We start from the raw sequence: 24498 nt of genomic DNA on the forward strand, positions 1-24498 counted from the left end.
GCTAAAAACACTGTCTGCTTTGAACATAAACACTATCATTTAGCCTATCAAGCTTGATACTCGTGCTTGATAGGCATTGTCATTTTTGAGAATGGTATGACTGTCAATACCTTATTTATAACCTGCTTTGTCCATCAACTGAATGGCTTGGGTTTGTAGCTCACCAAACTTTTGCACATTGATATCGTCTTTTTTGAATTCACCCCATGATCTGAGCATTTCTGACTCATCAACCCCTACTTTTACTGGGAATTCTTTGTCTGAGCTGGCATAAAGACCTTGCGCCTCATCAGAAGACAACCATTCTATCAGTTTAAGCGTACCCTCTGGATTGTCTGAACCTGCGACCACACCAGCACCTGAAATATTTACGTGTGTACCAGTCGTGCCTTGGTTTGCCCAAAATATTTTCACAGGGAAGTTAGGTTTTTCATCGAGCAGACGACCGTAGTAGTAACTGTTGGCAATGCCCACTTCACACTGACCAGCAGCGATGGCTTCTAGCATACTGGTATCATCGCTGAACACGTCAGTAGCTAAGTTAGCGACCCAACCACGGACGATTTCTTCGGTTTTCTCTTCGCCCAAATGCTCCATCATACTGGCCACAAGTGACTGGTTATAGACCTTTTTAGAGGTACGTAGGCATAACTTGCCTTTCCACTTCGGATCAGCTAAATCTGCATAAGTAGACAATTGGTCGGCACTGACTTTACTTGGGTCATAAAAGATCGTACGAGCACGCAATGATAGCCCTGTCCACTGACCTTTTGGATCACGATATTTGGCAGGGACATTTTCTTCTAACACAGTAGATGATACTGGTTGTAACAAGCCTTGCTGAGCGGCTTGCCATAAGTTACCCGCATCAACCGTGAGCAGCATGTCGGCTGGCGTGTTCTGACCTTCAGCTTGCAAACGCGCCATGAGCGGACCTGTACTATCTGTGACCAGCTCAATCTTCACACCCGTCTGTTCGGTATAACGGTCTAGCAATGGCTTAATCAGCTGCTCATTTCGCGAAGAATAAATGGTAATCATTTGACCACCTTCGCTCGTAGCACCATCAGTAGCAGCTGGTTGCTCAGTAGCCGCCGCTGATGTCTCCGCCTCCACGCTCTCTTCTGTTGTAGATGAATTGCTACAACCAGTCAGTCCCAACATCATGCCAAATACGGCAACAGGCAAGATAAGCTTAGTAGAAGTTAGGTTAGCGCTAATGGCATTCAATGACATGGTTTTCCCCATAATGATGCTACGAAAAGGTGAGATAAATAGACAAGATGACAATAAGATAAGACGGTGCTAAAGACCTCTAACAATAAGGCTCAATCACGCGATAATCTCTGAAACAATATACTAATAGAAATGAGATTAATTATCAATACATTTGTTTAACTCAGAAATGCACCGATAATTTGGCTCAACTGTCTCTTTTTAAGGATAAATTTATAGATCCTCATGAATCAATCTATAGATTTTCTAAGTGATGGCATGTCTTAATTATCTTTCAATGATCTGCTGATTCACGACAGCAACCATTGACCCAAAATCACATTGACGGCGGCTTCTGTACGCAGGATACGCGAGCCTATAGTGACTGCCGCGCAACCTTGAGTGGCAAGCAGTGCTATTTCATAATCAATCCAGCCGCCCTCGCTACCGATACAAACCAGACTTGGTAATCCTAACGATGGCGGCTGTTGTAGATACTGTGTAAAGGATAGCTCACTATACGGGTGCGCCACGATGGCTCGATTGGTTACCAAACCTGCCAGCTCATCTTCCACGAATGGCTTAAAGCGTTTTTGTAAAGTGATACGAGGCGCTATGGTGTCAACCCCTTGTTGCAGCCCTTCTAATACAAACTCATCAAGGCGCTCAAGCATCGGACTTTGCCAATAGCTTTTTTGCGTTCGATAGCTGTTGATTAGGATGATATCGCGCACACCAAGCGCGGTCATATCCATGATTAAGCGTCGTAGCACTTTAGGACGCGGTAGTGCCAACACAACGGTTAAATCTAGCTTTGGTGGCGGCGCAGTGGTGAGCTGAATATCACGCAACTCAATAGCATCAGAGCGGATGCTCTCTATAACAGCAGTGCCCAAATAACCGCCCATTTGACCGATTTTCAGCGTATCACCAACTTTTGCTGTTAGCACTTTATTGACGTGGTTTATTTGTGATAATTCAGCAATATATGCCGCATCCGAAGAGAAGTTTTCAATGGGTAATAATAGACAATTCATAGCAGCTCTTGGCTTGGTTGTTGAATAGCATGCTGCTCGACAACCTCTTTAATCATGGTAAATTGGCGGGTCAGTACGGCTTGCTGTTGTCTCGTCATTCGCGCGCCAGCTTGCCCTGCTTGTTCCGCTACCTCAAGATCACTGAGCCAAGACACTAGCTGCTGATAAATGAGCGCTACCTCCTCTTTAGCGGCAGGCTTCTTACGAGAGGATTGTTGATTCGTATCATCATCAGTAGTAGCCGCATTAACAGTAATGGGACGATAGAAAACATTGTTTGGCTGATATAACGCGCCGACCTCCGCCAATTTATCCACCACGCTTTGACAAGACTGCGTATAGCGTCCCATGAGCACAGGCGTTGCCACACTCGCTGGCTCAACGGGATTGTGCCCACCGACATCTACTAACGAGCCGCCGACCAGTGCCACATCTGCCAACTTATACCACGCCATCAGCTCACCCATGCTATCAGCCAGATAGACTTGTGTGTCTACATGAATGCTATCTTCTGCACTACGCCGTGCCATTGTTAATTCAGACGCTTGAATGAACGCTGCTACTTCATCAAAACGTTCAGGATGTCTAGGTACAATGATAAGCAGCGCATCAGCGAGCGCGGGATGTGACAATAGCTGTTGATGCAATGACAGTGCCGTCTCTTCTTCGCCACTATGGGTACTTGCGGCAACCCAAATCGGTCGACCAGCGATATTCATCTCTTTTGCTAATGTGGACTCTTTGACCGATTCAAAATATTGGTTTGGTACACTAGAATTTTCTGTATATTCAGCTTCTATATCTTCAATTTGAGGCGTATTAATCACCCATTTGAGTGAACCTGCGACACGAATTTGCGCGCTATTCGCACCCAACTGTCGAAAGCGTTTAGCAGAGTCGCTGTCTTGGGCGATAATCAAAGTCAGATTTTTCATCATACTGGCACTGACCGCAGCGATTTTTTGATAACTTTTAAAAGAAGACGCTGACAGCCGACCGTTGACCAAGATACTGGGAATATGGTGTTCGCATAATTTGGTTAGGATATTTGCCCACAGTTCCGTTTCGACAAACAGAGCAGCGATGGGCTTTACATGCGCCAAAAAAGCCTCAATCACAGTTGGGCTGTCGACAGGTACGTAGCTATGGCTCATCCGACCTTGAGCAATATCATCGGCGAAACGGCTAGCACCGCGAGCAAAACCTGTCTGCGTGGTATTGGTTAGCCATATTTGATAGCCATCAGCCAATAATGTATCTAATAATGGCGCGACGGTATTGGTCTCGCCCAATGACACCGCATGACACCAAATAACGCCTTTATCGGTTTGCGCATTAGTCACTTTAGCCACTGGTCGCGGCGGATATTGTTTGCCAAAACGCTGCGCCACTTCTTGTTGATAGTTGTCACGGTTGTGTGAGCGTTGCCAAACTTGCAGTCGATATAGCGGCTTAAGTAAGCCAATGGCGCACTGATAATACAAAGGCGCAGTATAAACAGTGCGGCTGGGCAACGATACTGGGTCAGTCGCTTCTAAAGCACAATCAGAGGATATAGGAGAAGATGGCATAAAGTTGCCCAGATTAGTAATGGCTTAAATAATATAGTCAATTCATTATAAAAGAGTAATAGCATTAACCTCTTTAAATTAAATCGACTATAGTAAGGTGACGGTAAAAAATGCGCCAATTCTACCTGAATTTAGCGATTAACAATACGCTTTACAGCGTGTTGCCATAAAATATTTTAGACAATAATTAGGATCAATATTGCCACTACGAGTATGGCGGCGAATAACAACTGATAGCGCTTCATGCTATGTTGCTCTTGTTTTTGTGTCGTTATCAGCGCTTGCGCCTGCTGCCATTGCCCTACTACGCTCGCCGCTTCCGCGTGTCCATTCTTTGCTGCTTGCTCTAGCCAATATTTGCCAGTGTCTATATCTTGCGCCACGCCGACCCCTTGGTAATACATCTTGCTTAGTAGGCGCTGCGCACGACTGTCATTTTTGCTGGCTGCCTGCTTAACCCACTCAACCCCTGACGCTGTAGCAGCACCCTTATCAACCGCTAATCCTTCACCAAGTAACTCATACATTGCCAAATGTAGCATGGCAGCGCTATTACCCGCATGCGCCGCCTCTTGTAGTGTTAATAGCGCTTGCTTTTTTGTCGTCAAATGACTCTCTGAAAAGCGCATTTGCGCGCGCGGCTGACTTTGCTTGGCGATATGCTGTTCTAACTGCTCCAACACTTTATGGGCTTGCTGATATTCGCTATTGCCAGCCGTTTGAACGACGTCTATGTTATCCAGCTCTACGAGTAGTTGCGTAAAAATCGCAGGCGTTGGCAATTCCTGAGGAGAAGGCACTGACAATGGTAGTGGCTGCTCTAATACCGTATTTTCTGAGGTCGTATGAGGTTGCACTGTTTCTGATTTAGACAGCACAGGCTTAGTTTGGTTCTCTTGCTGAGACAGGTTCTGAGATTCTGGCACATCATGTGGCGTATGACTCAACCTTTCTTTTTCTAACGGTTTCTGACTATCAACCGTTTTAATGCGCTCTACACTAGCGCTTGTATCTGGTGTGCTGATATTAATGGCTGATGTGATTGCATTAGCAACGTGATTGTCGTGCGCGTGTGGCAACCTTGCGCTAACCGCTTGATACAGACCACTAGCCACTTGACCGCCTTGTACCGCCTTAAACGGCCGATCAATATGACCAAATAGACGCATCCCTATCGGCTCTAGTGCAAAAAACAATGACGTAACGCTATTAGCATCAGCCGACTGACAATAGACAACCGCCAGATGTTGATAAAAATCATCGGTTGTAAGAGCCAGTTCAGGATAGCGCTTATGTAGCTCAAACTGTCCATACCAATGCGGCGTACTTTGCCATTGCTGTGCCAATACTCGCCCTGCATAAAACGCCAAAAATACCATAAAGTTACGATAGCGTTCATCGAGCAATAATCTCTCTTCATGCCATCGACCAGTTTTAACCATCTCACGGCGTATGTGCGACAGCAGCGTATCGACTCGCTGTAAGCTGGCCAATGACTCATCTAATATACAATCACGAAGCTCACTTTCGTAAGCAATGCCACCAGCGATAGGACGATCCGCTAGAAAGTCTTGCCAATAGCCTGCTGCAATATAGTCAAAGGGCGTTAGAGGTGATGCAGACGATGCATACATAGACAAGCGCATCCTTTATCGGGATAAATTAATAGTAATAAAAATAAGGTCATCATGGGACTAAACTGACATCAGTCGTTTACCTTACCCTAAAATCGAAAATGCTACAATAAAGGACTAAATAAGCGTACCACATTATCAAATAAACGCTCTGCACCATGGCGCTGTTGCCACTGCTCTAAACTCAAAAAACGGCAACTTTGTAAGTAGACTTCTTGACAATCAGCCACTTGAGCGACCATCTCTGGTGTATAAATGGCCAAGCTCACCTCCATATTTAGATAAAAACTGCGCATATCGATGTTTACAGTACCAAATAAACAATAATCATCATCAATAACCACTGTTTTGGTATGCAACAGACCACCCTTAAACAAGGCAATCGTCACGCCTGCCTCGAGCAGCTCTTGATAATAGGCTTGTGACGCATGCTGTACAAGAAACGAATCCACCTTTTCAGGGACAATCAGTGTCACCTCAACCCCGCGTTTGGCAGCGATCGTTAATGCTCCCGATAGCGCCTCGTCAGGTACAAAATACGGTGTGGTAATGCGAATGCGTTTATTGGCGCGATGAATAACGGTCACCAATGTATTGTAAATCACATGGGCTGTCACTTGCGGTGCGGAGGGTATCAGCTGCGCCAGCACCCCTTCTACCATCGGCATCTTCGGTATCACAATCGATGTCGAGCCAATATTTGGCTGCTTATAATAGTCGATCTCACCAGCCAATACCTTTACCCGACTGTTTAAATCATTAATGGTTGGGTTCATCACATATAGTTTACGAGTATAGCCATTTACTCGCTGATTGAGCGCGTCTAGATTGTCGTTATTTTCCGCACCAATATCCGTGGCCACCACGATCGCCATAGCGGTCGTAATACTAATAGAGTGTTGACTGGTCGTGCGTATCGCCACATCGATCCACTGTCCAACGTTTTTATTTTGTTTAAAAAATCTTGGATCGACCAAGTTAAAGCTACCGATATAGCCAATGTGCTCATCAATCACCACAATTTTACGATGATTGCGCAAGTCAGAGCGTTTAAATAGCGTTTTAAATAAACCCACTGGTAATGACTGATGGACAAAAACACCTGCTTTTTCTAAAGTACGATGGGCGCTACTATTAAAAAAACTAAAGCTGCCCACGCTATCGGCCAAGATATGACACTCAATGCCACGCTGCGCTGCCGCTGACAGCGCCTCTATCACCTCTAGTACTTGCCCTTTAGGATAAACAATATAAAACTCCATCAGGATAATACTCTGAGCGGCATTGATATCTTCGATTAATCGCTGAAAGATAGTATGAGGATCTGTCAATAGCTGCATATTGTGATTAGGAAACACGCCCAGCCCCGTCCAACGCGTGCCTATTTGACTGACACCGCGGTAGTTGGCTGGCAGCAGCTCTTGTCCTTGATCAAAAACCAAATTCTCACGCCGTGCCATATCATCCATCAATAAGCTTGCTTGGTCTACCCGTTGACGATAGCGCCGCCCTATCATCGGCTCACCCAATAGTATATAAGCGATGAAACCAAAAAGGGGCAAGGTATAGAGCACAGCAATCCAAGCGATAGATACACCGATATTGCGCTGCACTGACACAACACGTAGCGTCATTACTATCATGAGAACAATATGCAATACCAGACCCAAGCCTGCAAAGTCTCCCCAAGACCAGGTCGTAAAAGTTTGTTCAATAGTGGAATTTTCTATGCCCGCCTCCAACAATCAACATAAAATAAAGCATGAGTCGTAAAACACCCTCAATAGTATAGTAGTTTTTGACCATCAAACAATGACTAACCATAATAAGTTTTTAGGCAGCAACCTTAGTAAACACGTGCCTCAGACTACTATTAATAATAGCTTTCAGACAGTATTTTCAATTATTTTTCAAAATAGTTAAAAAACTGTTTGACAGCCATGTGTAAATCTATATAATACACACCCACAGCAGCAGAGCTTAGTGACAAACTTAGAGCTCAGTTGATGTTGAATAAATTGCATAGCAATTGTTCGAAGGGTGATTAGCTCAGTTGGTAGAGCGTCTGCCTTACACGCAGAATGTCGGCGGTTCGAATCCGTCATCACCCACCACTATTTAGTAAGCGCTACTCTTAAGTAGTAGGCTAAGTGGTTAAATAAACTAAGTACGACCTAAGCAGCGGTAGTTCAGTTGGTTAGAATACCGGCCTGTCACGCCGGGGGTCGCGGGTTCGAGTCCCGTCCGCTGCGCCATATTTAAAACGAATTTAAACTCTTAAGTTTAAGCAAGTTTCGCCTCAAACATTAGATTGTTTGAGGTTTTTTTGTGTCTGCAGTTATTCTAGAAGCCTGTGTTTATAAGGGTTGGATGTTTTCCCTATATTGACCTTTGCGAAATGCTCTACTCTTTAACAATGCATGAATGACAAGTTTTCTTGCAAGCACTCTATGCTTTGAAAATCAGTGACCAAGTGCTCGGTGACCAAACGGTGACCATTTCGTGACCAAGATTGTTAAAATTAGTCATGGTAAACGATCCCGTTTGACAGATTTTATTCAGCTATTTTATTTTTGAGAACAGGGACAGAGATTGGTACCTTATAGAATTTAGTAAAGCCTTCAATCGATTTGCCAGCGGTTAAACAGTTTGGCAGCTTATCCCCCTCATTTTGATCAGTATAGATAACAACGCAACTAACAACCTTTGATGACTGTTCCTCTACCGTATGGTAGCCTAGCTTATCTAGTATACCCATATCTCTTGCATAACCACTTATCTGTTTAATATCATCAATGATATAGCTTAAATTCTTGTCTTGTTGATAAGTTGGTCTGTATTTGGCATCTATAATGAGCGGTTGCATGTCATCTATTAATAAATAGTCTGGGTACCCGTAGCTACCTTTTGCTTGAAAAAGTATCCTATCTCCATATTTATCTTTAAGAAGTCCTAACACGTACAGTTCGAAAAGTTTTGACATATCAATCCAGAACGGTGGTACTGATATTTGTTCAACGCTACTATTGTCGATCTCACTGATATGATAGCCAAAGCGCTTAAGAATGATCTTAGAGAGTTTTAAGGCTTCCTGATACTCTTTATAAAAGGAGTTACGCTTGACTGCTTTAAGCTCATGTAAATTAACTTCATCACTAACTCTCTCGAAAGCAGGTGTGCAATAGTCAATTAAACACTTCATTGATCCAAGATACTCTGGGTATTGAGATAAATAACGTCTAACAAAGCTTAGCGTATGCTTTAAAACTCTATTCTCAATGCTATCAAAGCCAAACTCTTCATAACTACAAAAGGTATTCGTAACTCTATTTCGAACTATATTCTTTTTGATATTCTGAGCAATTAAGACTTTGCCTTTAATTCTGCTATTAAGATTGCGTTCGACTTTATAATAGGATTGTTTCAATCCCTTTTTTACCAAGATTTTTAGAGTTTGAAGGAACTGCATGATCAATAGTGGCGTTAATAAATCCATCTGCTGATCTATTTCAATAAAAGGCTCGTTTAGCTTAATGTGGTATAGGTCTTTAGTATTCTTAGCAATATCACCATGCGTAAGACATGATTGAAGCATGCCTAGATAGTCAATTTCTTGCAGCCCTTTATTAATCTTTGGTGCTACATAGATGGCTTGTTGATTCTTTACAAGCCAGTCTGCACCAATAAAGTATGACATTTTGAGCGAAAGGCTTTCTCTACCATAAACAACTTGAACGCATCGCTCATTCTTCTCATTGTCTTGAAAAAATATATCTGAAACCTCTACCTCTTCATAAGCAAAATCTATCTGCTTGTGTTCGCTTACAGTTCCTAAATGGTTTGATCTTATTAGCTTAGACATGAAGGTTTTCGACTACCTCTCTAGCGCTATCTAATAAAACACCATCCTTTATATACTCATATAAAATGGGCTTAATCTCATATTCAATCTTTTGTTTAAGCTCAATTTCAAGCTCTTTCTCAGTCATATCTTCATCGTCAGACAATATAAAATAGCTATGACCTATTTGAACATCATTAGCATCAAAATCTGATGATAGATAGGAATTATCGTTGTCGAATAATCTAGCCACATCATCAAAAAGTTCTTTAGCTCTTTTGTGTATGACTACACTTGCATTGGGCAATACGTCATAAAATGCAAAACGTCTACGAATAGCGTAGTCAATATGACCTACCGAGCGATCAGCTGTATTCATTGTGCCTATGATATACAGGTTTTTAGGAAGCTTGATATCTCGTGTACCTTCATATTCATACATGGACTGTACAAACTCACCGCGGTATTCAAGAGCATAGATCAGTTCGCCTAGCACAGAAGGTAAATTTGCACGATTAATCTCATCAATTATAAGTAAATATTTACCATTAGGGTTTTCAAGAGCTTTTTTTGCAAACTCAGCTAGAATCTTATTCTCAACCTTATAACTTATAACTCCTTCGTGACTACTAGCAACGATACCCCTTACAAAGTCTTCATAAGTATAGGCAGAATGGAATTGGATGATTTCAAACTCTCCATGAGTCATAACTTCATCATTCTCAGATAACTCTTCACCATCTTTTAAATTAAAGTTGTCCCAAATGATGCTCGCAAATTCGATGAGAGTGAGATTAGTATTGAACTGTCTTTTATCAAGGTAGATATCTTTGAGCTTTATGTTTTTTTCAATGGTTCCCATTTGTTTATTATAGCTACCCAATAACTTCAGAGCATTATTAAGCGCATCTACACTGTTAATAGGAAAGTATTCATCTGGAAAATAACTATGCAGCAATTTAAGAGTAAAGCATGGGCCAAAAAACTTGATTGAGTTATCAAGATCGGTTCTTTGGATTAGCTTTGATAGTTCATTTGAAACTAATTCCATTGCTGATTCAGCATCGGCTGCACCTGCAACCTTATTGTTAAGCATGTATTTATTATTACTTTTGCTCCAGTATATTGGATAGTTATTCGAAAATCCTGGAGAGAATTTTCCTAAGCTCTCTAATCCTACTTCTAACCACCAGCAGAGTGAATCTTGATCTCCATGTCCAATGGCATACTCTGGCAATGAAAGGCTACTTAATTTATCTTGAGGAAAGGATTCATAGAACCTAGATAGCAATTTATCATTTTTTGTTCTAGATAACTTCGCTTCATTAGACTGTGTATCAAAGCTCTTAACCAAACTATCAATTATGTCTTGAGGTGTTCCTTTACGTTCAATCTGTGTTAATTGTTTAGCAACCAGTTTAGCCAGTCTTGTTTTACCGGTGCCAGGAGGTCCTTGTAATATGACTTGATGCTTGTATTTTAGAAGGTCGATTACTTCATTAATATCAGAGTCACTCATAACTTTTTCATACCATTTTTTTATGTTAATTGTAGTATCTGCTGTTGGACTAGAGCATCGCTTTAACGTTCCAAGCCATGCAACTTTATAATTATATTCATTTTTGTACCAGTCTAGGATCTTAATCTTACGTCTCCTTTTAAACCAATCTAGATCCGTGACTTTTTCTGTATACTCGTAATTACCTATTACCTGCGTTAAAGCTATTAATTCTTTCCCTCTTCTGACAGCAACAATGTCACCAATCTGCATCTTGGTTTCAAAATCTGTTTGTTGAGGGTTTGATGGGTCATCTTCTACCCAAACGCCCATACCAATATAGCCAGTCTTTTCGAGAACCTCCTTTTCACGTGCCCAATCCCATTTTTCATTGTTTTGGTGCATTTGCATATGCCAAAAATTCATTCTATTACCTTATTTTTATCGAATAGTTAAACGTTTTTTCCTATTCACGGGTTTAATGGCTACAATATTTGCTTACAAAGCAATGTTTGGCATAGTACCACTAACCCTTAGCGTGGAATAATATTTATTCCAACACTTGTTGGTCTTAGCTTTATCAACAATTTTCAGCTATATTAGTCTATTTAAATTCAACATTAAGATTGAACGTGAATATGACAACAAATCAGCGTCCAGAAGACATCGCCCGAGACAATATTGATCGCCAACTTAAACAAGCTGGTTGGTTGGTACAGAAACTCAAGGACTATAATCCTAATGCCGGTCTAGGGGTTGCGGTTAGGGAGTATCCAACTAGCACGGGCCCTGCTGATTATGTGCTATTCATAGATAGAGAAGCTGTCGGTATCATTGAGGCAAAAGCTGAAGACTATGGGCAGAAGATAACGACGGTTGAAGAACAAAGCGCGCGCTATGCCACTAGCGACTTTAAGCATATTAATGAAGCGGAAATTGCTTTTTTATATGAGTCTACTGGTGTTATTACTCGTTTTACCAATCAAAATGACCCCAATCCTCGCTCACGAGAAGTTTTCAACTTTCATCGCCCAGAGACGCTAGAAAAATGGTTTGCCGAGGGCAAGAATACTTTACGTAAGAAACTAAAATCTATTCCTTCGTTAAATCCAGACGACTTACCAGCGTCAGAGCTTGACCTACGTGATTGTCAAGAGCGTGCTATTGTCAATATAGAAAAGTCATTTGCTGAGGCTCGCCCGCGTGCATTGATTCAGATGGCGACAGGCGCAGGTAAAACTTATACGGCTATTAGTATTATGTACCGATTGCTGAAATACACAGGTAAGCGCCGTATTTTGTTTCTAGTAGATACCATCAACTTAGGTGAGCAAGCAGAACAAGAAATGATTGTATTCTCACCACATGATGACAATCGCAAGTTTACTGAGTTATATAACGCGCAAATCATTACCTCGCCACACGTTCCGTCAGGTGTCGAAGTTTATATTTGCACTATTCAGCGTATGTACTCTATCCTCAAAGGTGAACCGCTAGACCAAACATTGGAGCAAGAAGGTCTGGAGGAATACGAGAAACATATCAAAGAGCCATTGCCTGTGGTTTACAATAGCGCCATTCCTCCTGAGTTTTTTGACTTTATATTTATTGACGAGTGTCATCGCTCTATCTATAACCTGTGGCGACAAGTACTCGATTACTATGATTCGTTTTTGATCGGTCTAACAGCAACGCCTGATAGCCGCACCTTTGGCTTTTTCAACCAAAACGTCGTTAGTGAGTATACTCACGAAGAAGCCGTCGCTGACGGGGTCAATGTAGGCAATGAGGTCTATTTGATAGAGACCAAAATCACTAAAGAAGGCGCAAAACTAACGGCTAAAGAGCTGATAGAACACAGAGAAAAAGTCACTCGTAAAAAACGCTGGCAGGCACAAGACAGCGATGAAGCGTACTCTTCTAAGCAGCTAGATAAAGATATTGTCAATCCCAGCCAAATTCGTACAGTTATAAAAAGCTTCAGAGATAGCTTACCTACCATCTTTCCTGCACGTAACGAAGTGCCTAAAACGCTAATCTTTGCCAAAACTGATAGTCACGCTGACGATATCATCAATATTGTCCGAGAGGAATTCGGTAAAGGCAACGATTTCTGCAAAAAAATTACTTATAAAGCAGGTCAAGATAGAGTCGATGATGAAGGTGAAATCACTGAAGAAGGTGAAGCGGCCAAAACCGTACTGGCTAACTTCCGTAATAGCTATAATCCTCGTATTGCAGTTACGGTGACCATGATCGCTACTGGTACTGATGTAAAGCCTCTTGAATGTCTGCTCTTTATGCGTGATGTCAAAAGCCGCAATTTCTTTGAGCAAATGAAAGGCCGTGGCACGCGTACCCTCGATAAAGAAGGTCTCCAAAAGGTCACCCCTAGCGCTAGGAGTGCTAAAACGCATTACGTCATCGTAGATGCCATCGGTGTCACTAAGTCGCTTAAAACCAGTAGTAGTCAATTAGATACCAAGAAATCAGTCAGCTTTCGTGATCTCGCTACAGGTATCATGATGGGTCAATCCGACACCGATACGGTTAGCTCATTTGCCAGCCGATTAAAACGTCTCGATATCGCTTTGGAACCTGAACAACACGCTACGGTAGAAAAAGCCACTGACGGTATACCGTTAAGTGAGTTGGTTAAACGCTTATTCACGGCTATCGATGTCGATCTCGTGCATGAGTCCGCTTGCCAGCTTGAAGGCATCAGTATTGACGAGACGCCTAGCGATAAGGCTGTGAAGAAAGCGCAGCATAAGCGGGTGAAAGAAGCCAGTAGATGGCTCAATGGTGAGTTAATTACAGAGCTTGAGGAGATCAGACGAGAAAGTGAGCAGAAAATTGATCATCTAAATATTGATGAAGTAACTAATATAGGTTGGGAGACTGACCAAGTCGAAAAAGCCGAAAGCATTGTCAACCGATTTACTGATTATATAGAAGCCAATAAAGACAATATTACGGCGCTACAAATCTTGTATAATCAGCCGCATCGTCGTCAGGCACTCAGCTTTGCGATGATAAAAGAGCTATATGAAGCGATTAAAGCAAGCAAGCCACCCTTAGCTATATTCAGTGTTTGGGAAGCGTACTCCATCATTGATGGCGTTACGTCGCAAAAGGTGGAAGACGAGTTAACGGCGCTGGTCAGTTTGGTGCGCCGTGTGGTGGGTATCGATGATAAACTAAAGCCTTTTGATAATACGGTACGTAAAAACTTTCAAGATTGGGTGTTTGCCCACAACGCAAGAAGTAAAAGTGCTTTTACAGACACACAGATGGAATGGTTGAGGTTGATTCGTGACCATGTCACCACCTCATTTTCGATCACCGCAGATGACTTTGAGCTAACACCGTTTAATCAATATGGCGGTCTAGGCGAAGCTTATGAAGTGCTTAGCGAAGGTTCGAACTTTGATGAATTATTAAACGAAATAAATATTGAGTTAATTGCATGATAAAGAATGAAGCTAGTAAAGTGCCTGAAAACTGGCAGGAATGTGTTTTATCAGATATTTTATATTTTCAAAATGGACACGCATTTAAAAGTCATGATTTTATCAAAAGTAATGCTGATGAAGAGCTGATTCCCCTTGTTAAACAGTCTCAGTTGAAAGGTAGTCAAGTTATATTGGATGACTGTGTTTTCCTGCCCTCAGAATATCTTGATAAATACAGTGATTTTATTATTAGAAAAGGAGATATCTTAATTGGTATGTCTGGCTCTATTGGTAAGATGAGTTTTTACAATTACGATTATCCATCCTTGCTTAATCAACGCGTAGGTAAATTAGAGCTGTACTCTAAAGATGTATTCAACAATAATTTCTTTGGCTATTTATTATTAAACCTAGAACAAAATATTCAGACAATTGCAAAAGGAATGGGAGTGCAAAATGTTAGTTCTAAAGATATTGAAAAAATAATTATTAACCTTCCTCCTCTCAATGAACAAAACCGCATTGTCGATAAAATTGAAGTCTTGTTTTCAGAGGTTGATGCGGGTATTGAAAACTTAACACTTGCTAAACGGCAACTTGAGCAATACCGTCAATCGTTACTTAAGCATGCTTTTGAAGGCAAGCTGACGGCTAAGTGGCGTGAAGAATATGCCGAGAAGCGTGGCAAATCATTACCTAGCGTTGATGAATTATTAGAACGGATTCAAACCGCGCGTCAAGATTACTATGACCAGCAAATTGCGGATTGGGAACAAGCGGTTAAAGATTGGGAAGCGCAAGGTAAGGAAAGTGCAAAACCCCGAAAGCCAAGTGCACTTATAAAGCCAGAAAAAAACTCTTCAGTAAACAACTATCTAATAGATTGTTTTTGGAAAAAAGTAAGTTTTTCTGAACTTTACGATATTTTCATAGGTTCAACTCCTAGTAGAAGTATTGCAGAATATTGGAACGGCAATATTAACTGGGTTAGTAGTGGTGAAGTGACATTCTCAAATATTCACTTTACTAAAGAGAAGATTACGCAGTTGGGGTTAGTCAAAACATCTACAAGTGTTCATCCTATTGGAACCGTTATGCTAGCTATGATTGGTGAAGGAAAAACAAGAGGACAAGCAAGCATTTTAAAAATTGAGGCGTGCCATAATCAAAACACAGCTGCTTTAAGGGTTAACAATGATTTGCTAAGTTCAGAATATTTATACTTTTACTTATTATATAGCTATGAAATGACAAGAAGGATTGGCTCTGGAAATAATCAAAAAGCACTTAACAAAACTGTCATTCAAAACATGACCATACCTATCTGTTCATTTGAAGAGCAAACAGAAATTGCTCAAATTTTAGAAAAACAAAATAACGCTATTGAATCCTCAAAACAAACTTTAGATAAATATTTAAAAAAAGCTACTCTACTAAAAACCTCAATCCTGCATAAAGCCTTTCAAGGCAAGCTCGTACATCAAGACCCTAACGATCCACCAGCTAGAGAACTATTAGCACAAATCAAAGCTGAGCGTGAAGCCAAAGCGCTGGCTGAAAAACAGGCCAAACAAGATAAAGCTGCGTCAAAAAGCAAAGCGAAAGCCAAATCTTCTAAGACACCAAAGAAATCTAAAAAAGATGAGCAGATAACATTACCGCTTTAATTGCTAATGCAAAAGCCATTTATCTATAATTTATCAGTACCAGATAGCATCCATACGAGAGAAAGCCATGAGTGACACAGCAACCCCAAATATTTTATCAAGCAATCAGCAAAACAACCAAGCTAGCTCTATCGTCTCCAAGGTTTGGAGCTTTTGTAATACCCTACGTGATGATGGTGTCAGCTATGGTGATTATCTAGAACAGATTACTTATCTTATCTTTTTAAAAATGGCACACGAATACAGCTTGCCGCCTTATAACCGAGATATTGGCGTACCAGAAGGTTATGAATGGGATAGCTTGATGAGCAAGTCAGGTGCAGCGCTCGAAATCCACTATATCCAGTTACTAAGAGAGCTTGGTAAGCAAAAAGGCTTACTGGGGCAAATCTTTACCAAAGCACTTAACAAGATTCAAGACCCAGCCAAGCTTGCACGTCTTATCGATATGATAGACAGCACTAAGTGGGTAAGATTAGGCACCGATGTTAAAGGCGATATCTACGAAGGTATCTTGGAGAAAAATGCTGAGGATACTAAGTCTGGCGCAGGTCAATACTTTACCCCAAGGCCTCTGATTCAAGCTATCGTTGCCTGTATGGAACCTAGTCCTGATATTACTATTGCCGACCCAGCAGCGGGCACAGGTGGCTTTTTGCTTGCGGCTTACGACTATATAGAGCAGCATCATAAGCTTGATAAAGAAGAAAAAGAAAGCCTAAAGCACAATACATTTTCGGGTAATGAAATCGTCGCCAATACTCGTAGACTGTGCTTGATGAATTTATTCTTGCATGGCATTGGTGAGATTGATGGTGATAGCCCTATCAGCTCAGATGATGCTTTGATTGGATCAGCAGGTAAAAGTGTCGATATGGTACTTGCCAACCCACCTTTTGGTAAAAAAAGCAGCATCACCGTCACCAATGATGAAGGCGAGCAAGAAAAAGAAGACTTTGTCTATAACCGTCAAGATTTCTGGGCGACGACCTCTAATAAACAGGTTAACTTCCTCCAGCATATTTACACCATGCTCAAGATTAATGGGAAAGCTGGCGTTGTTTTACCTGATAACGTCTTGTTCGAAGGTGGTGCTGGCGAGATTGTGCGTAAGAAACTACTAGAAGTAACTAACCTGCATACGATTTTGCGTCTCCCAACAGGCATCTTTTACGCCAATGGCGTTAAAGCAAACGTCTTATTCTTTGACAACCACCCTGCTCAAGAAGACGCCGTTACCAAAGACGTATGGATATACGATTACCGTACCAACGTTCATCACACCCTTAAACGCAAACCGATGACGCTTGAGCATCTACAAGACTTTATCACTTGTTATAACGCTGATAATATCCATGAGCGTGTCGAAACCTATGACCCTGAAACCAACCCTACTGGCCGCTGGCGCAAATACAGTATCGATGACATTAAAAAGCGTGATAAGACCAGCCTAGATATCACATGGTTAAAAGATGACTCACTAACTGACCTAGATAACCTACCTGATCCTGAGGATCTGGCCAGTGATATTATCGATAATATTGAGGCTGGGCTTGCAAGCTTTAGGGCTGTATTGGATGAGCTTGACGGTTAGTTGTTTTAATTTGCAGTTTTAATTTATTTAGAAAAGTTAAGGATGAGTAATGGAAGTACAGGATTGGGGTGGTGGGCTTACACAGCATGAAGTTGAAGCTATTGAAAAAATTAAAGCAAACTTTCAAGCATCAGATGCATTAGCTGAACTCGATAGGAAAAATAGCAAAACTATTAGTTTAGCTGAACTTAAAAAAAGCGCACCTAGCAATCCTATGTTTCCATGGAAAGGGTTTTCCGGATTTAGATTAGTTGATCCTAGAGGTAGTAAAGAAGGCGAATTTGATTTAGTAATTATTACTCATTGCAATGTATTAATAATAGAGCTAAAAGATTGGAATAACCACAAAGTCACCAGCAGTAATAATCGTTGGTATCTTGGCAGTAAAGATATGGGAAAATCCCCAGTCTCTATCACTCGTAACAAAAAATTCTTGCTTGACAATATCTTAAAGAGATATAAGAGTAGATTTTCTAATAAGGGATACATTCCCTTTGTACATTTTTTAGTCGTAATGACAGGTAATGCTGACTTTAGCAAACTGAACGATGAAGAAAAGAAATACACTATAAGTCTAGATGACTTTCTAAAAATGAAAAATGAAAAGGAGTTCGATGGATATTTTAGACCTCACCCAGCATCAAAGGTCTTGAATAAAGACTTCATAATATTTGATGAAATTTTTGGTGGAGGTAACGTAAAGCCTAAAAGTATTAAAGTAAATGGCTACGTAGCAGAAGACGAACCTGCATTTCAACATCCAAATAAAATCTATAATGAGTATTTTGCTCATTCAGAGCACTCCAAAAATGATCAAGTACTATTACGTCGTTGGGATTTTTCAAAGATAAAAAATCCAGAGGCGCAAACGCCTGATGGTAGATTCAAGTTAGTCAGCCGAGAGTATGAGGTTTTACAACACTTAAAGGGTATTAATGAAGAGCTTTACTCTGCCTGTTTAAATTATAAAACAGTCCCTCAAAAATCAGAGATGACCGTAGACCATACCGACTTATTTGACTTGATGCCCTCTCAACTTAGATTTAATCAATTTATCGGTCAAACAGCCAAACAAATTCTAATTAAAGACCGTATTGACTACGTCAAGTTACTATTGCATAAATTTGTCGATTTACACAATGCTGATATTGCTCATAGGGATTTAGGAACACACAGTGTATGGCTATCAGCTGACAAGAAAGTTTCCCTATCCGGTTTCGCCACTGCTTTTTTTCCTAAAAAAGGAACTGTTGGAGACATTCGAGACATACTCACCGTATCCACTGACTTGGTCCAAAATATCTACCCTATAAACAAACCCACCGCTTACCAATTAGACGTACGAGCTTTGGCTGTATTATCCTGGCATATTCTACAAGCAAAGCGTTTATCTAACGATAGTATTGAGTCATTTAAACACGAATTAGAAGCTGATGATGAGTGGTATTCCCTTATTATTAGGAAAGCTTTATCTGAGGACTCTTATGTGAATGCAGAGGGGTTTTTAGGTGCATTTAACGAAGCTAAACCCATAGATGAGAAAGACTTTTCGTTCGATAAAAATCAGCTAGAACCTTTCTATCATGATATTAATTACTCTCGTCAGTTTAGAGAGGATGGAGATTTCATTGTTGAAACTGATGAAAAGGAAGTTTATGTATCTAATGGTCAAATAGTTAAGGCATGGTTAAATACTTTTCCAGTCAATGGAGATTATAAAGCTCGTGCCATATTTGATTGGCTACAAAGAACTTCTAGGTTAAAACAGCTTTCACCAAAATACATACCTAATATTCACGAGTTTGGTGTTGCTACTAAATCTGGTAGTTTGTATATGGTTAGCGACCTTGTAGAAGGTTTCGCGTGGTCAGAGTTACATAATTCAGATGACAAGTTAACTATTGAATATAAGTTTGGATTAATCGATCAACTTATTCATGCCGTTGAGCATCTTCATGGGATTGATATTACGCATGGTGATTTGCATCCTGAAAATATAAAAGTAAGTCAAATTGATTCTAATAGTATCGATTATCAGCTCTATCTACTTGATACTCTAGACTTTACTTCAAATGGCAATAGCAACTTAAATTATGATTATGCCCCTAGCCACGCTGAAAACGCTACGGCTCAAATGCGTGATATTTTTGCAGTTATAAAAATGAGCTGTGAGTTATTGGGGATCGCTTGGGGTGAAGACTCTACTGAATTTCCTGATATTGCTGAAGTCGTATCTACTGAGTTGTTAGACCTCAAATCAGGTTTTATTTCTCTTGAACGTTTTAAAGACGCTCTTCAACCAAAATCTGAAGTTCAAATGATTGCGGTAGGTATTGGCAATAGAGATTCTTTTGACACTCTTGAAATATATCCAGAAAACGATGAGCTGTTTTTTCAGTTTGAAAAAAGTAAAAGTAAAGAAAAGAACGACATACTAGTTAAATTTATAGGTTTAGGTGGTTTATTTAAAGCTTTTTACTCAATGACAGAAAAAAAATTCACGCATGTCCTACCGCCTATTAGCCGAGACCATATATCAGCTAAAGATAGAAGAGACAGCCAATCAATTATTTCTGTAGGAGTGCGGCTAACTAGCAAGCATCGTCATGATTTAGCTGATTTAAACAAAGTACTATTAAAGGACGCTCATTTTACTAATGCAGTTGACGACTTTATTAAAGAGTTACAAGGAACGAATGACACTACCAATCAAAATGTAGAACCTGAATCTGAGCCTGATGTTACTTCTGAAATAATTGAATCTACTGAAGAACTTTCAAAGAAGGAAAATTCATACTCCTTTACAGTTAAAGAATTATGGCAAGCAATTTTAAACACCGAAACCGAAGCGCTTCCATATATTACCGCCACTGACTCAGTTATTTGGCAGAATGAGGACAAGGTTTATGTACCCTACAATGGAGAAATAAGCCCTTTAGACCAATTCAATAAAGACGATATTGTACAAGCTTTAGGCAAAGATACCGCTAATGATAAGACCTTTGTATATGGAAACATAGATGTTAAAAGGAGCTCTTTAAACGAGCTTCATTTTAAGCCAGGTAGTGTCAAACATAATAACTCTATAGTTGAAGACACAATAGTCTATATACAAAGCAAGCAGAGTAAGGTTTCTTTCAACCGTCGTAAAAATGCACTATCTAGAATTTTAGATGGCGAGGCTGTAATCAATAACCTTTATGAATATTTTGATGCAACTTGTAAATTACCCGCTACTCATTACGACTCTACTATTGGTGAAAATGACTTCAAACGATATGATCGTATTAATGAATATGAGCAGACGATAAGATTAAATGATCCCCAAAAAGAGGCATTTGAAAAACTATTAAAAAATGGACCTGTATCTCTCCTACAAGGGCCTCCTGGGACAGGTAAAACTGAGTTTATCGCAGCATTCGTACATTACTTATTTGAAAAACAGAATACTCAAAGCATCCTACTGGTGAGTCAGTCTCATCAGGCTGTTAATACAGCGGCTGAAAGAATACGTCGCCACTGTCGTCGGCTTGATACAGAATTGGATGTTGTACGTTTTAGTAACCGTAGTAGAACTGTTTCAAGTGAATTACAGGATGTATTCTCTGAGAACTTGCAAAATTCAAAGTACGAATTACTTAAAGCTGAAAAAATTGAACGCATTCAAAACCTTGGTTTATTATTGGGGCTCGAAAAAGACTACTTACGTAAAAGAGCTCAAATACACTTTGATATAGGTAAACAAATTAAGCGTTATAACTTATTGATGAGTGATAAAGACAATAAGGAAAAGGATATAGATAATAAAGAGGAAACAAGTCTTCTTAAAGCTATTGAGCAAGATATTGAATCTAAGATGGCTCAGACCAATTTTAATATAGATTTCAACATTAAGCAGTCAAGTATTGAAGATATTTATACCAAGTTAGTTTCTGAAATCAATAAAGAATACTCCGTTGAACCAAAGGAAAGCTCAGAAGCTGGTGAGTTAATTCAACTTACTGAAGATATGCTTGATTCATTATCAAATGAGCGTACTAACTATGCAGAGTTCCTTGCTAGATCACGTCAGTTAGTAGTCGGGACCTGTGTTGGTATGGGACAGTCACATATCGGTATTAACGAAAATGTCTATGATTGGGTTATCATTGACGAAGCAGCAAGATCAATCTCTAGTGAGTTAGCCATCGCCATGCAGTCTGGGAAGAGAGTGCTATTGGTTGGTGATCATAAACAACTACCTCCCATCTATTCACAAGAACACAAGTTAGCTTTAGCACGACGATTAGGTATTCCTAAACGAGGTGAAGAGCTAGATGATGCTTTAGGTAGTGACTTTGAGCGTGTATTCCAGTCTGAATATGGAAAAAATACTTGCGCTACACTAAAAACTCAATACCGTATGGCACCTGCTATTGGTAATCTTGTTTCATACTGTTTTTACGACGGTTTGCTTGAAAACGGTAAACAAGAAGAAGATATTCCTGATATATATAACAGCGTACCCAAAGAGATCCAGTCCTGTGTCAGTTGGCTTGATACATCCTCTATGCCTAATGCATATCATACAGGTGCATCTAATGGGAGTTCATCTAATCGGGTTGAGGTTGATGTCATCATCAAATTACTACAAGATATCCAAAACAACGATGAACTTTTAAGTAGTGAGACGGCCAAAAAGTGTTTGAAAGAAAGCGATCACTTAATAGGAGTGATCTGTATGTATGCGGAACAAAAACGACTGTTACGTAAAAAATTCAATGAAAATACTTGGGATGACAGCTTTAGACAGCTGATAAAGATCGATACGGTAGACAGTTATCAAGGTAAAGAAAATAGAATAATCATTGTATCTCTTACACGTTTTGATAAACAACTGACAACGGGATTCTTACATTTACCTAACCGTACTAATGTATCGCTATCACGAGCTATGGATAAGCTCGTTATTGTTGGAGCAACGAAAACTTGGGAAAGTCCAAAAAATAAACATACACCGTTAGCGGAAGTTCTTAACTATTTTAAAGAACACGGTAACGACTCAAAATATAATCTTATAGAACTGTCTTCTAACAAGCGAGGACGCAAATAATGAATAATTCAGGAAGCATAGCTTTTAATCAAATTGATTTTGCCATCAAATCACCTAGCTTTAAAATCATATTTTCCTATATGGATGAGCGTGGAATTCCTTTTGTCAGAGAGTTTGTCCTACGTTTACTAAAGTTAAATTCGTGTAAACCTAAGCATCTAGCTGATTATTTTGACTTTACTCAAAGAGAAGCCGAAATCGCCATACAAGACTTGACTGATAAAGGATGGGTTGAATGGAATGAGGATGGTACTATCGGACTGTCAAGCAAGGGACAACTCTTATTTGATCAAAACAGTAAAGGTCCGAAAATACCTAATTTGCAAGAAAGAACCCAGCGTTTGCATTTAGAGCTATTAGATAGAAACTTCATACCGAAAAAAAGGATTTCTAAAGATAATCGTAATGCATTGGAATTAAATGTATCAAACAAAGACTTATCAGAGAGTAAGGATGTCGCTAAACGCCAGTTTCAATCAGACTTTATGAACCTAAAGGAAGATAAGGTAATCGAAAATCTTTCGGAGGATATTGAACTGTACAAGATAGATTTAATTGAACAGCTTTATACTGACTTTTTTAGATTTACCCAACCTTTCGAAATTAATGCTGAAGATGGCACTCAGTTAGAACGTAGCGAACTTGAGCTTACTAGATCCGATAACATTCAACAAATGATTACTGAAACGCTAGGCAACCATAGATCGGGGCAAAACAACTTATCTGACATCATGCAAAGTATGGAGGCAATGAGGGCTTCAGATATCTTAAAAACTATAATAGGTGGTAAACTTGATGTCCATACATTTATGGAATTAGAGTTAAATAGTAACAATAAGACATATTTTGTCGGACAAACATATCATCAAAACAAAGTAATTGATGAAATCACTAAACTAGCTAGTAAACTAAAGACAACTAAAAACTTGACTTGGATTGCGCCGAGTGATTTTTATTGGGGCAAGCAAACGAAGCTAATTGAAGTAATTAACTCAATTTCCAACGGTTCTATGGTGAAACGCAATAAAGAAAAGGTTAGATTGTATAACTTTAAAACTTATTTACCGTTACCTGAAGAAAGTAGAAGCCTACGCAATGAAGTTCGTGATTTAAAGCATCAGTTCAAAGAAGTGTCTGAAGAAAACCTTTACGGGTTTTCTGAAGGTTTTCTGAAGGGCAATATCGAAGTTATAGTATTAGAAGATACACTTGCTGTTGTTTGTTATCATGTTCAACTCCCTGATCAATACGATGTCACTCTACCTGTAGGATTCATGACTACCGATATCGAACAAGTGAATCATATTGCAACAGTCACTCAAAGCTATTTAAACTCACCTATTTTTGATGATGATAGTAAGTTTGATAGTTATGATTTTGGTTCTTTTAAAAACCTGTAAATGATCATGGGATTGTTAATAAGGACCTTATTGTATTATAAGGTCCTTTTTTCTGCTTTAAATTTTCTTTGAACTCTCACAATTATCAACTATACCATTGATTATTTACAGAACTTAGCGAACAAGCCGTTCACTGCTGGGCGAGGAATGGTTCCATCAGCCATAGCGTCTTTTAAACTTTTATAATCTTTATCACTTACTATATTTGAGTTTATCGGGCTTGAGCAAGTAATTCTCAAAACACCTCTAAAATCACTTGTTTTTCCATCTGCTGTTAAACCAATTAATAGACTATCTGGTTTTTTATAATTTGGTCCAGTATAACCTTCTATAGTCATCGGATATGCTCGCCACGTCGTTGTATATACTCCTCCATCTTGGCTCTCGTATACTTCAATACCATTCGAGAAGCCAGGAGCTGCTATAGAAACAGTAGAAATAAGAGATGAAAATATTAAAACAGCTATAGATAGTAAAAAAGGTGATTTCATAAT

Annotated in this window: 13 protein-coding genes and 2 tRNA genes; 7 read left to right on the forward strand and 8 right to left on the reverse strand. The window is 39.8% G+C overall.

The window, feature by feature from the left end; genetic code table 11:
* Positions 1-111: 111 nt before the first annotated feature.
* From C8D84_RS08975 to C8D84_RS08995, 5 genes are all read right to left on the reverse strand, one after another.
* The gene (locus tag C8D84_RS08975) at positions 112-1236 is read right to left on the reverse strand and encodes a Fe(3+) ABC transporter substrate-binding protein (RefSeq protein WP_109591578.1); all 1125 of its coding nucleotides are present in this window, start codon (positions 1234-1236) and stop codon (positions 112-114) included.
* A gap of 290 nt (positions 1237-1526) precedes the next feature.
* The gene (locus tag C8D84_RS08980) at positions 1527-2252 is read right to left on the reverse strand and encodes a 16S rRNA (uracil(1498)-N(3))-methyltransferase (RefSeq protein ID WP_109591580.1); all 726 of its coding nucleotides are present in this window, start codon (positions 2250-2252) and stop codon (positions 1527-1529) included.
* Positions 2249-3823 (reverse strand): 3-deoxy-D-manno-octulosonic acid transferase, encoded by a 1575-nt coding sequence (locus C8D84_RS08985; RefSeq protein WP_109591583.1) that lies wholly within the window; start codon positions 3821-3823, stop codon positions 2249-2251. The genes C8D84_RS08980 and C8D84_RS08985 overlap by 4 nt, the downstream gene beginning before the upstream one ends.
* 176 nt (positions 3824-3999) lie before the next feature.
* Positions 4000-5457 carry a tetratricopeptide repeat protein gene (locus tag C8D84_RS08990; RefSeq protein WP_109591585.1) on the reverse strand — a complete coding sequence of 486 codons (1458 nt, stop codon included), beginning with the start codon at positions 5455-5457 and terminating at the stop codon, positions 4000-4002.
* A 104-nt stretch (positions 5458-5561) separates the two neighbouring features.
* On the reverse strand, positions 5562-7199 hold the full coding sequence (locus C8D84_RS08995; RefSeq protein WP_055124468.1) for a cardiolipin synthase: 1638 nt from the start codon (positions 7197-7199) through the stop codon (positions 5562-5564).
* A gap of 296 nt (positions 7200-7495) precedes the next feature.
* Here C8D84_RS08995 and C8D84_RS09000 point away from each other — a divergent pair.
* A tRNA-Val gene (locus tag C8D84_RS09000) sits at positions 7496-7571 on the forward strand.
* A gap of 64 nt (positions 7572-7635) precedes the next feature.
* Positions 7636-7712: transfer RNA gene (locus C8D84_RS09005), tRNA-Asp, on the forward strand.
* 299 nt (positions 7713-8011) lie between these two features.
* Here C8D84_RS09005 and C8D84_RS09010 read toward each other — a convergent pair.
* On the reverse strand, positions 8012-9319 hold the full coding sequence (locus C8D84_RS09010) for a 5-methylcytosine restriction system specificity protein McrC (protein WP_109591587.1): 1308 nt from the start codon (positions 9317-9319) through the stop codon (positions 8012-8014).
* On the reverse strand, positions 9312-11222 hold the full coding sequence (locus C8D84_RS09015; protein ID WP_109591590.1) for an AAA family ATPase: 1911 nt from the start codon (positions 11220-11222) through the stop codon (positions 9312-9314). Before C8D84_RS09015 ends, C8D84_RS09010 begins: the two co-directional genes overlap by 8 nt.
* Before the next feature lie 212 nt (positions 11223-11434).
* Between C8D84_RS09015 and C8D84_RS09020 the strand changes: the two genes are divergently transcribed.
* From C8D84_RS09020 to C8D84_RS09040, 5 genes are all read left to right on the forward strand, one after another.
* On the forward strand, positions 11435-14269 hold the full coding sequence (locus C8D84_RS09020; protein ID WP_170108295.1) for a type I restriction endonuclease subunit R: 2835 nt from the start codon (positions 11435-11437) through the stop codon (positions 14267-14269).
* Positions 14266-15918, forward strand: coding sequence for a restriction endonuclease subunit S (locus C8D84_RS09025; protein ID WP_109591593.1), 1653 nt, complete (start codon positions 14266-14268; stop codon positions 15916-15918). Before C8D84_RS09020 ends, C8D84_RS09025 begins: the two co-directional genes overlap by 4 nt.
* Before the next feature lie 67 nt (positions 15919-15985).
* Positions 15986-17512 (forward strand): class I SAM-dependent DNA methyltransferase, encoded by a 1527-nt coding sequence (locus tag C8D84_RS09030; RefSeq protein ID WP_109591595.1) that lies wholly within the window; start codon positions 15986-15988, stop codon positions 17510-17512.
* A 49-nt stretch (positions 17513-17561) separates the two neighbouring features.
* Complete coding sequence (locus C8D84_RS09035) at positions 17562-22604, forward strand: AAA domain-containing protein (protein WP_109591597.1); 5043 nt, start codon at positions 17562-17564, stop codon at positions 22602-22604.
* A complete protein-coding gene (locus C8D84_RS09040; RefSeq protein ID WP_109591599.1) occupies positions 22604-24004 on the forward strand; it encodes a hypothetical protein in 1401 nt (466 codons plus the stop codon). The genes C8D84_RS09035 and C8D84_RS09040 overlap by 1 nt, the downstream gene beginning before the upstream one ends.
* 101 nt (positions 24005-24105) lie before the next feature.
* On the opposite strand, the gene C8D84_RS09045 is transcribed toward C8D84_RS09040, so the two are convergent.
* Positions 24106-24495 carry a hypothetical protein gene (locus C8D84_RS09045; RefSeq protein WP_109591601.1) on the reverse strand — a complete coding sequence of 130 codons (390 nt, stop codon included), beginning with the start codon at positions 24493-24495 and terminating at the stop codon, positions 24106-24108.
* Between the last annotated feature and the right edge of the window lie 3 nt (positions 24496-24498).

The sequence above is a fragment of the Psychrobacter immobilis genome, from assembly GCF_003148585.1.
Classification (GTDB): Bacteria; Pseudomonadota; Gammaproteobacteria; order Pseudomonadales; family Moraxellaceae; genus Psychrobacter; species Psychrobacter immobilis.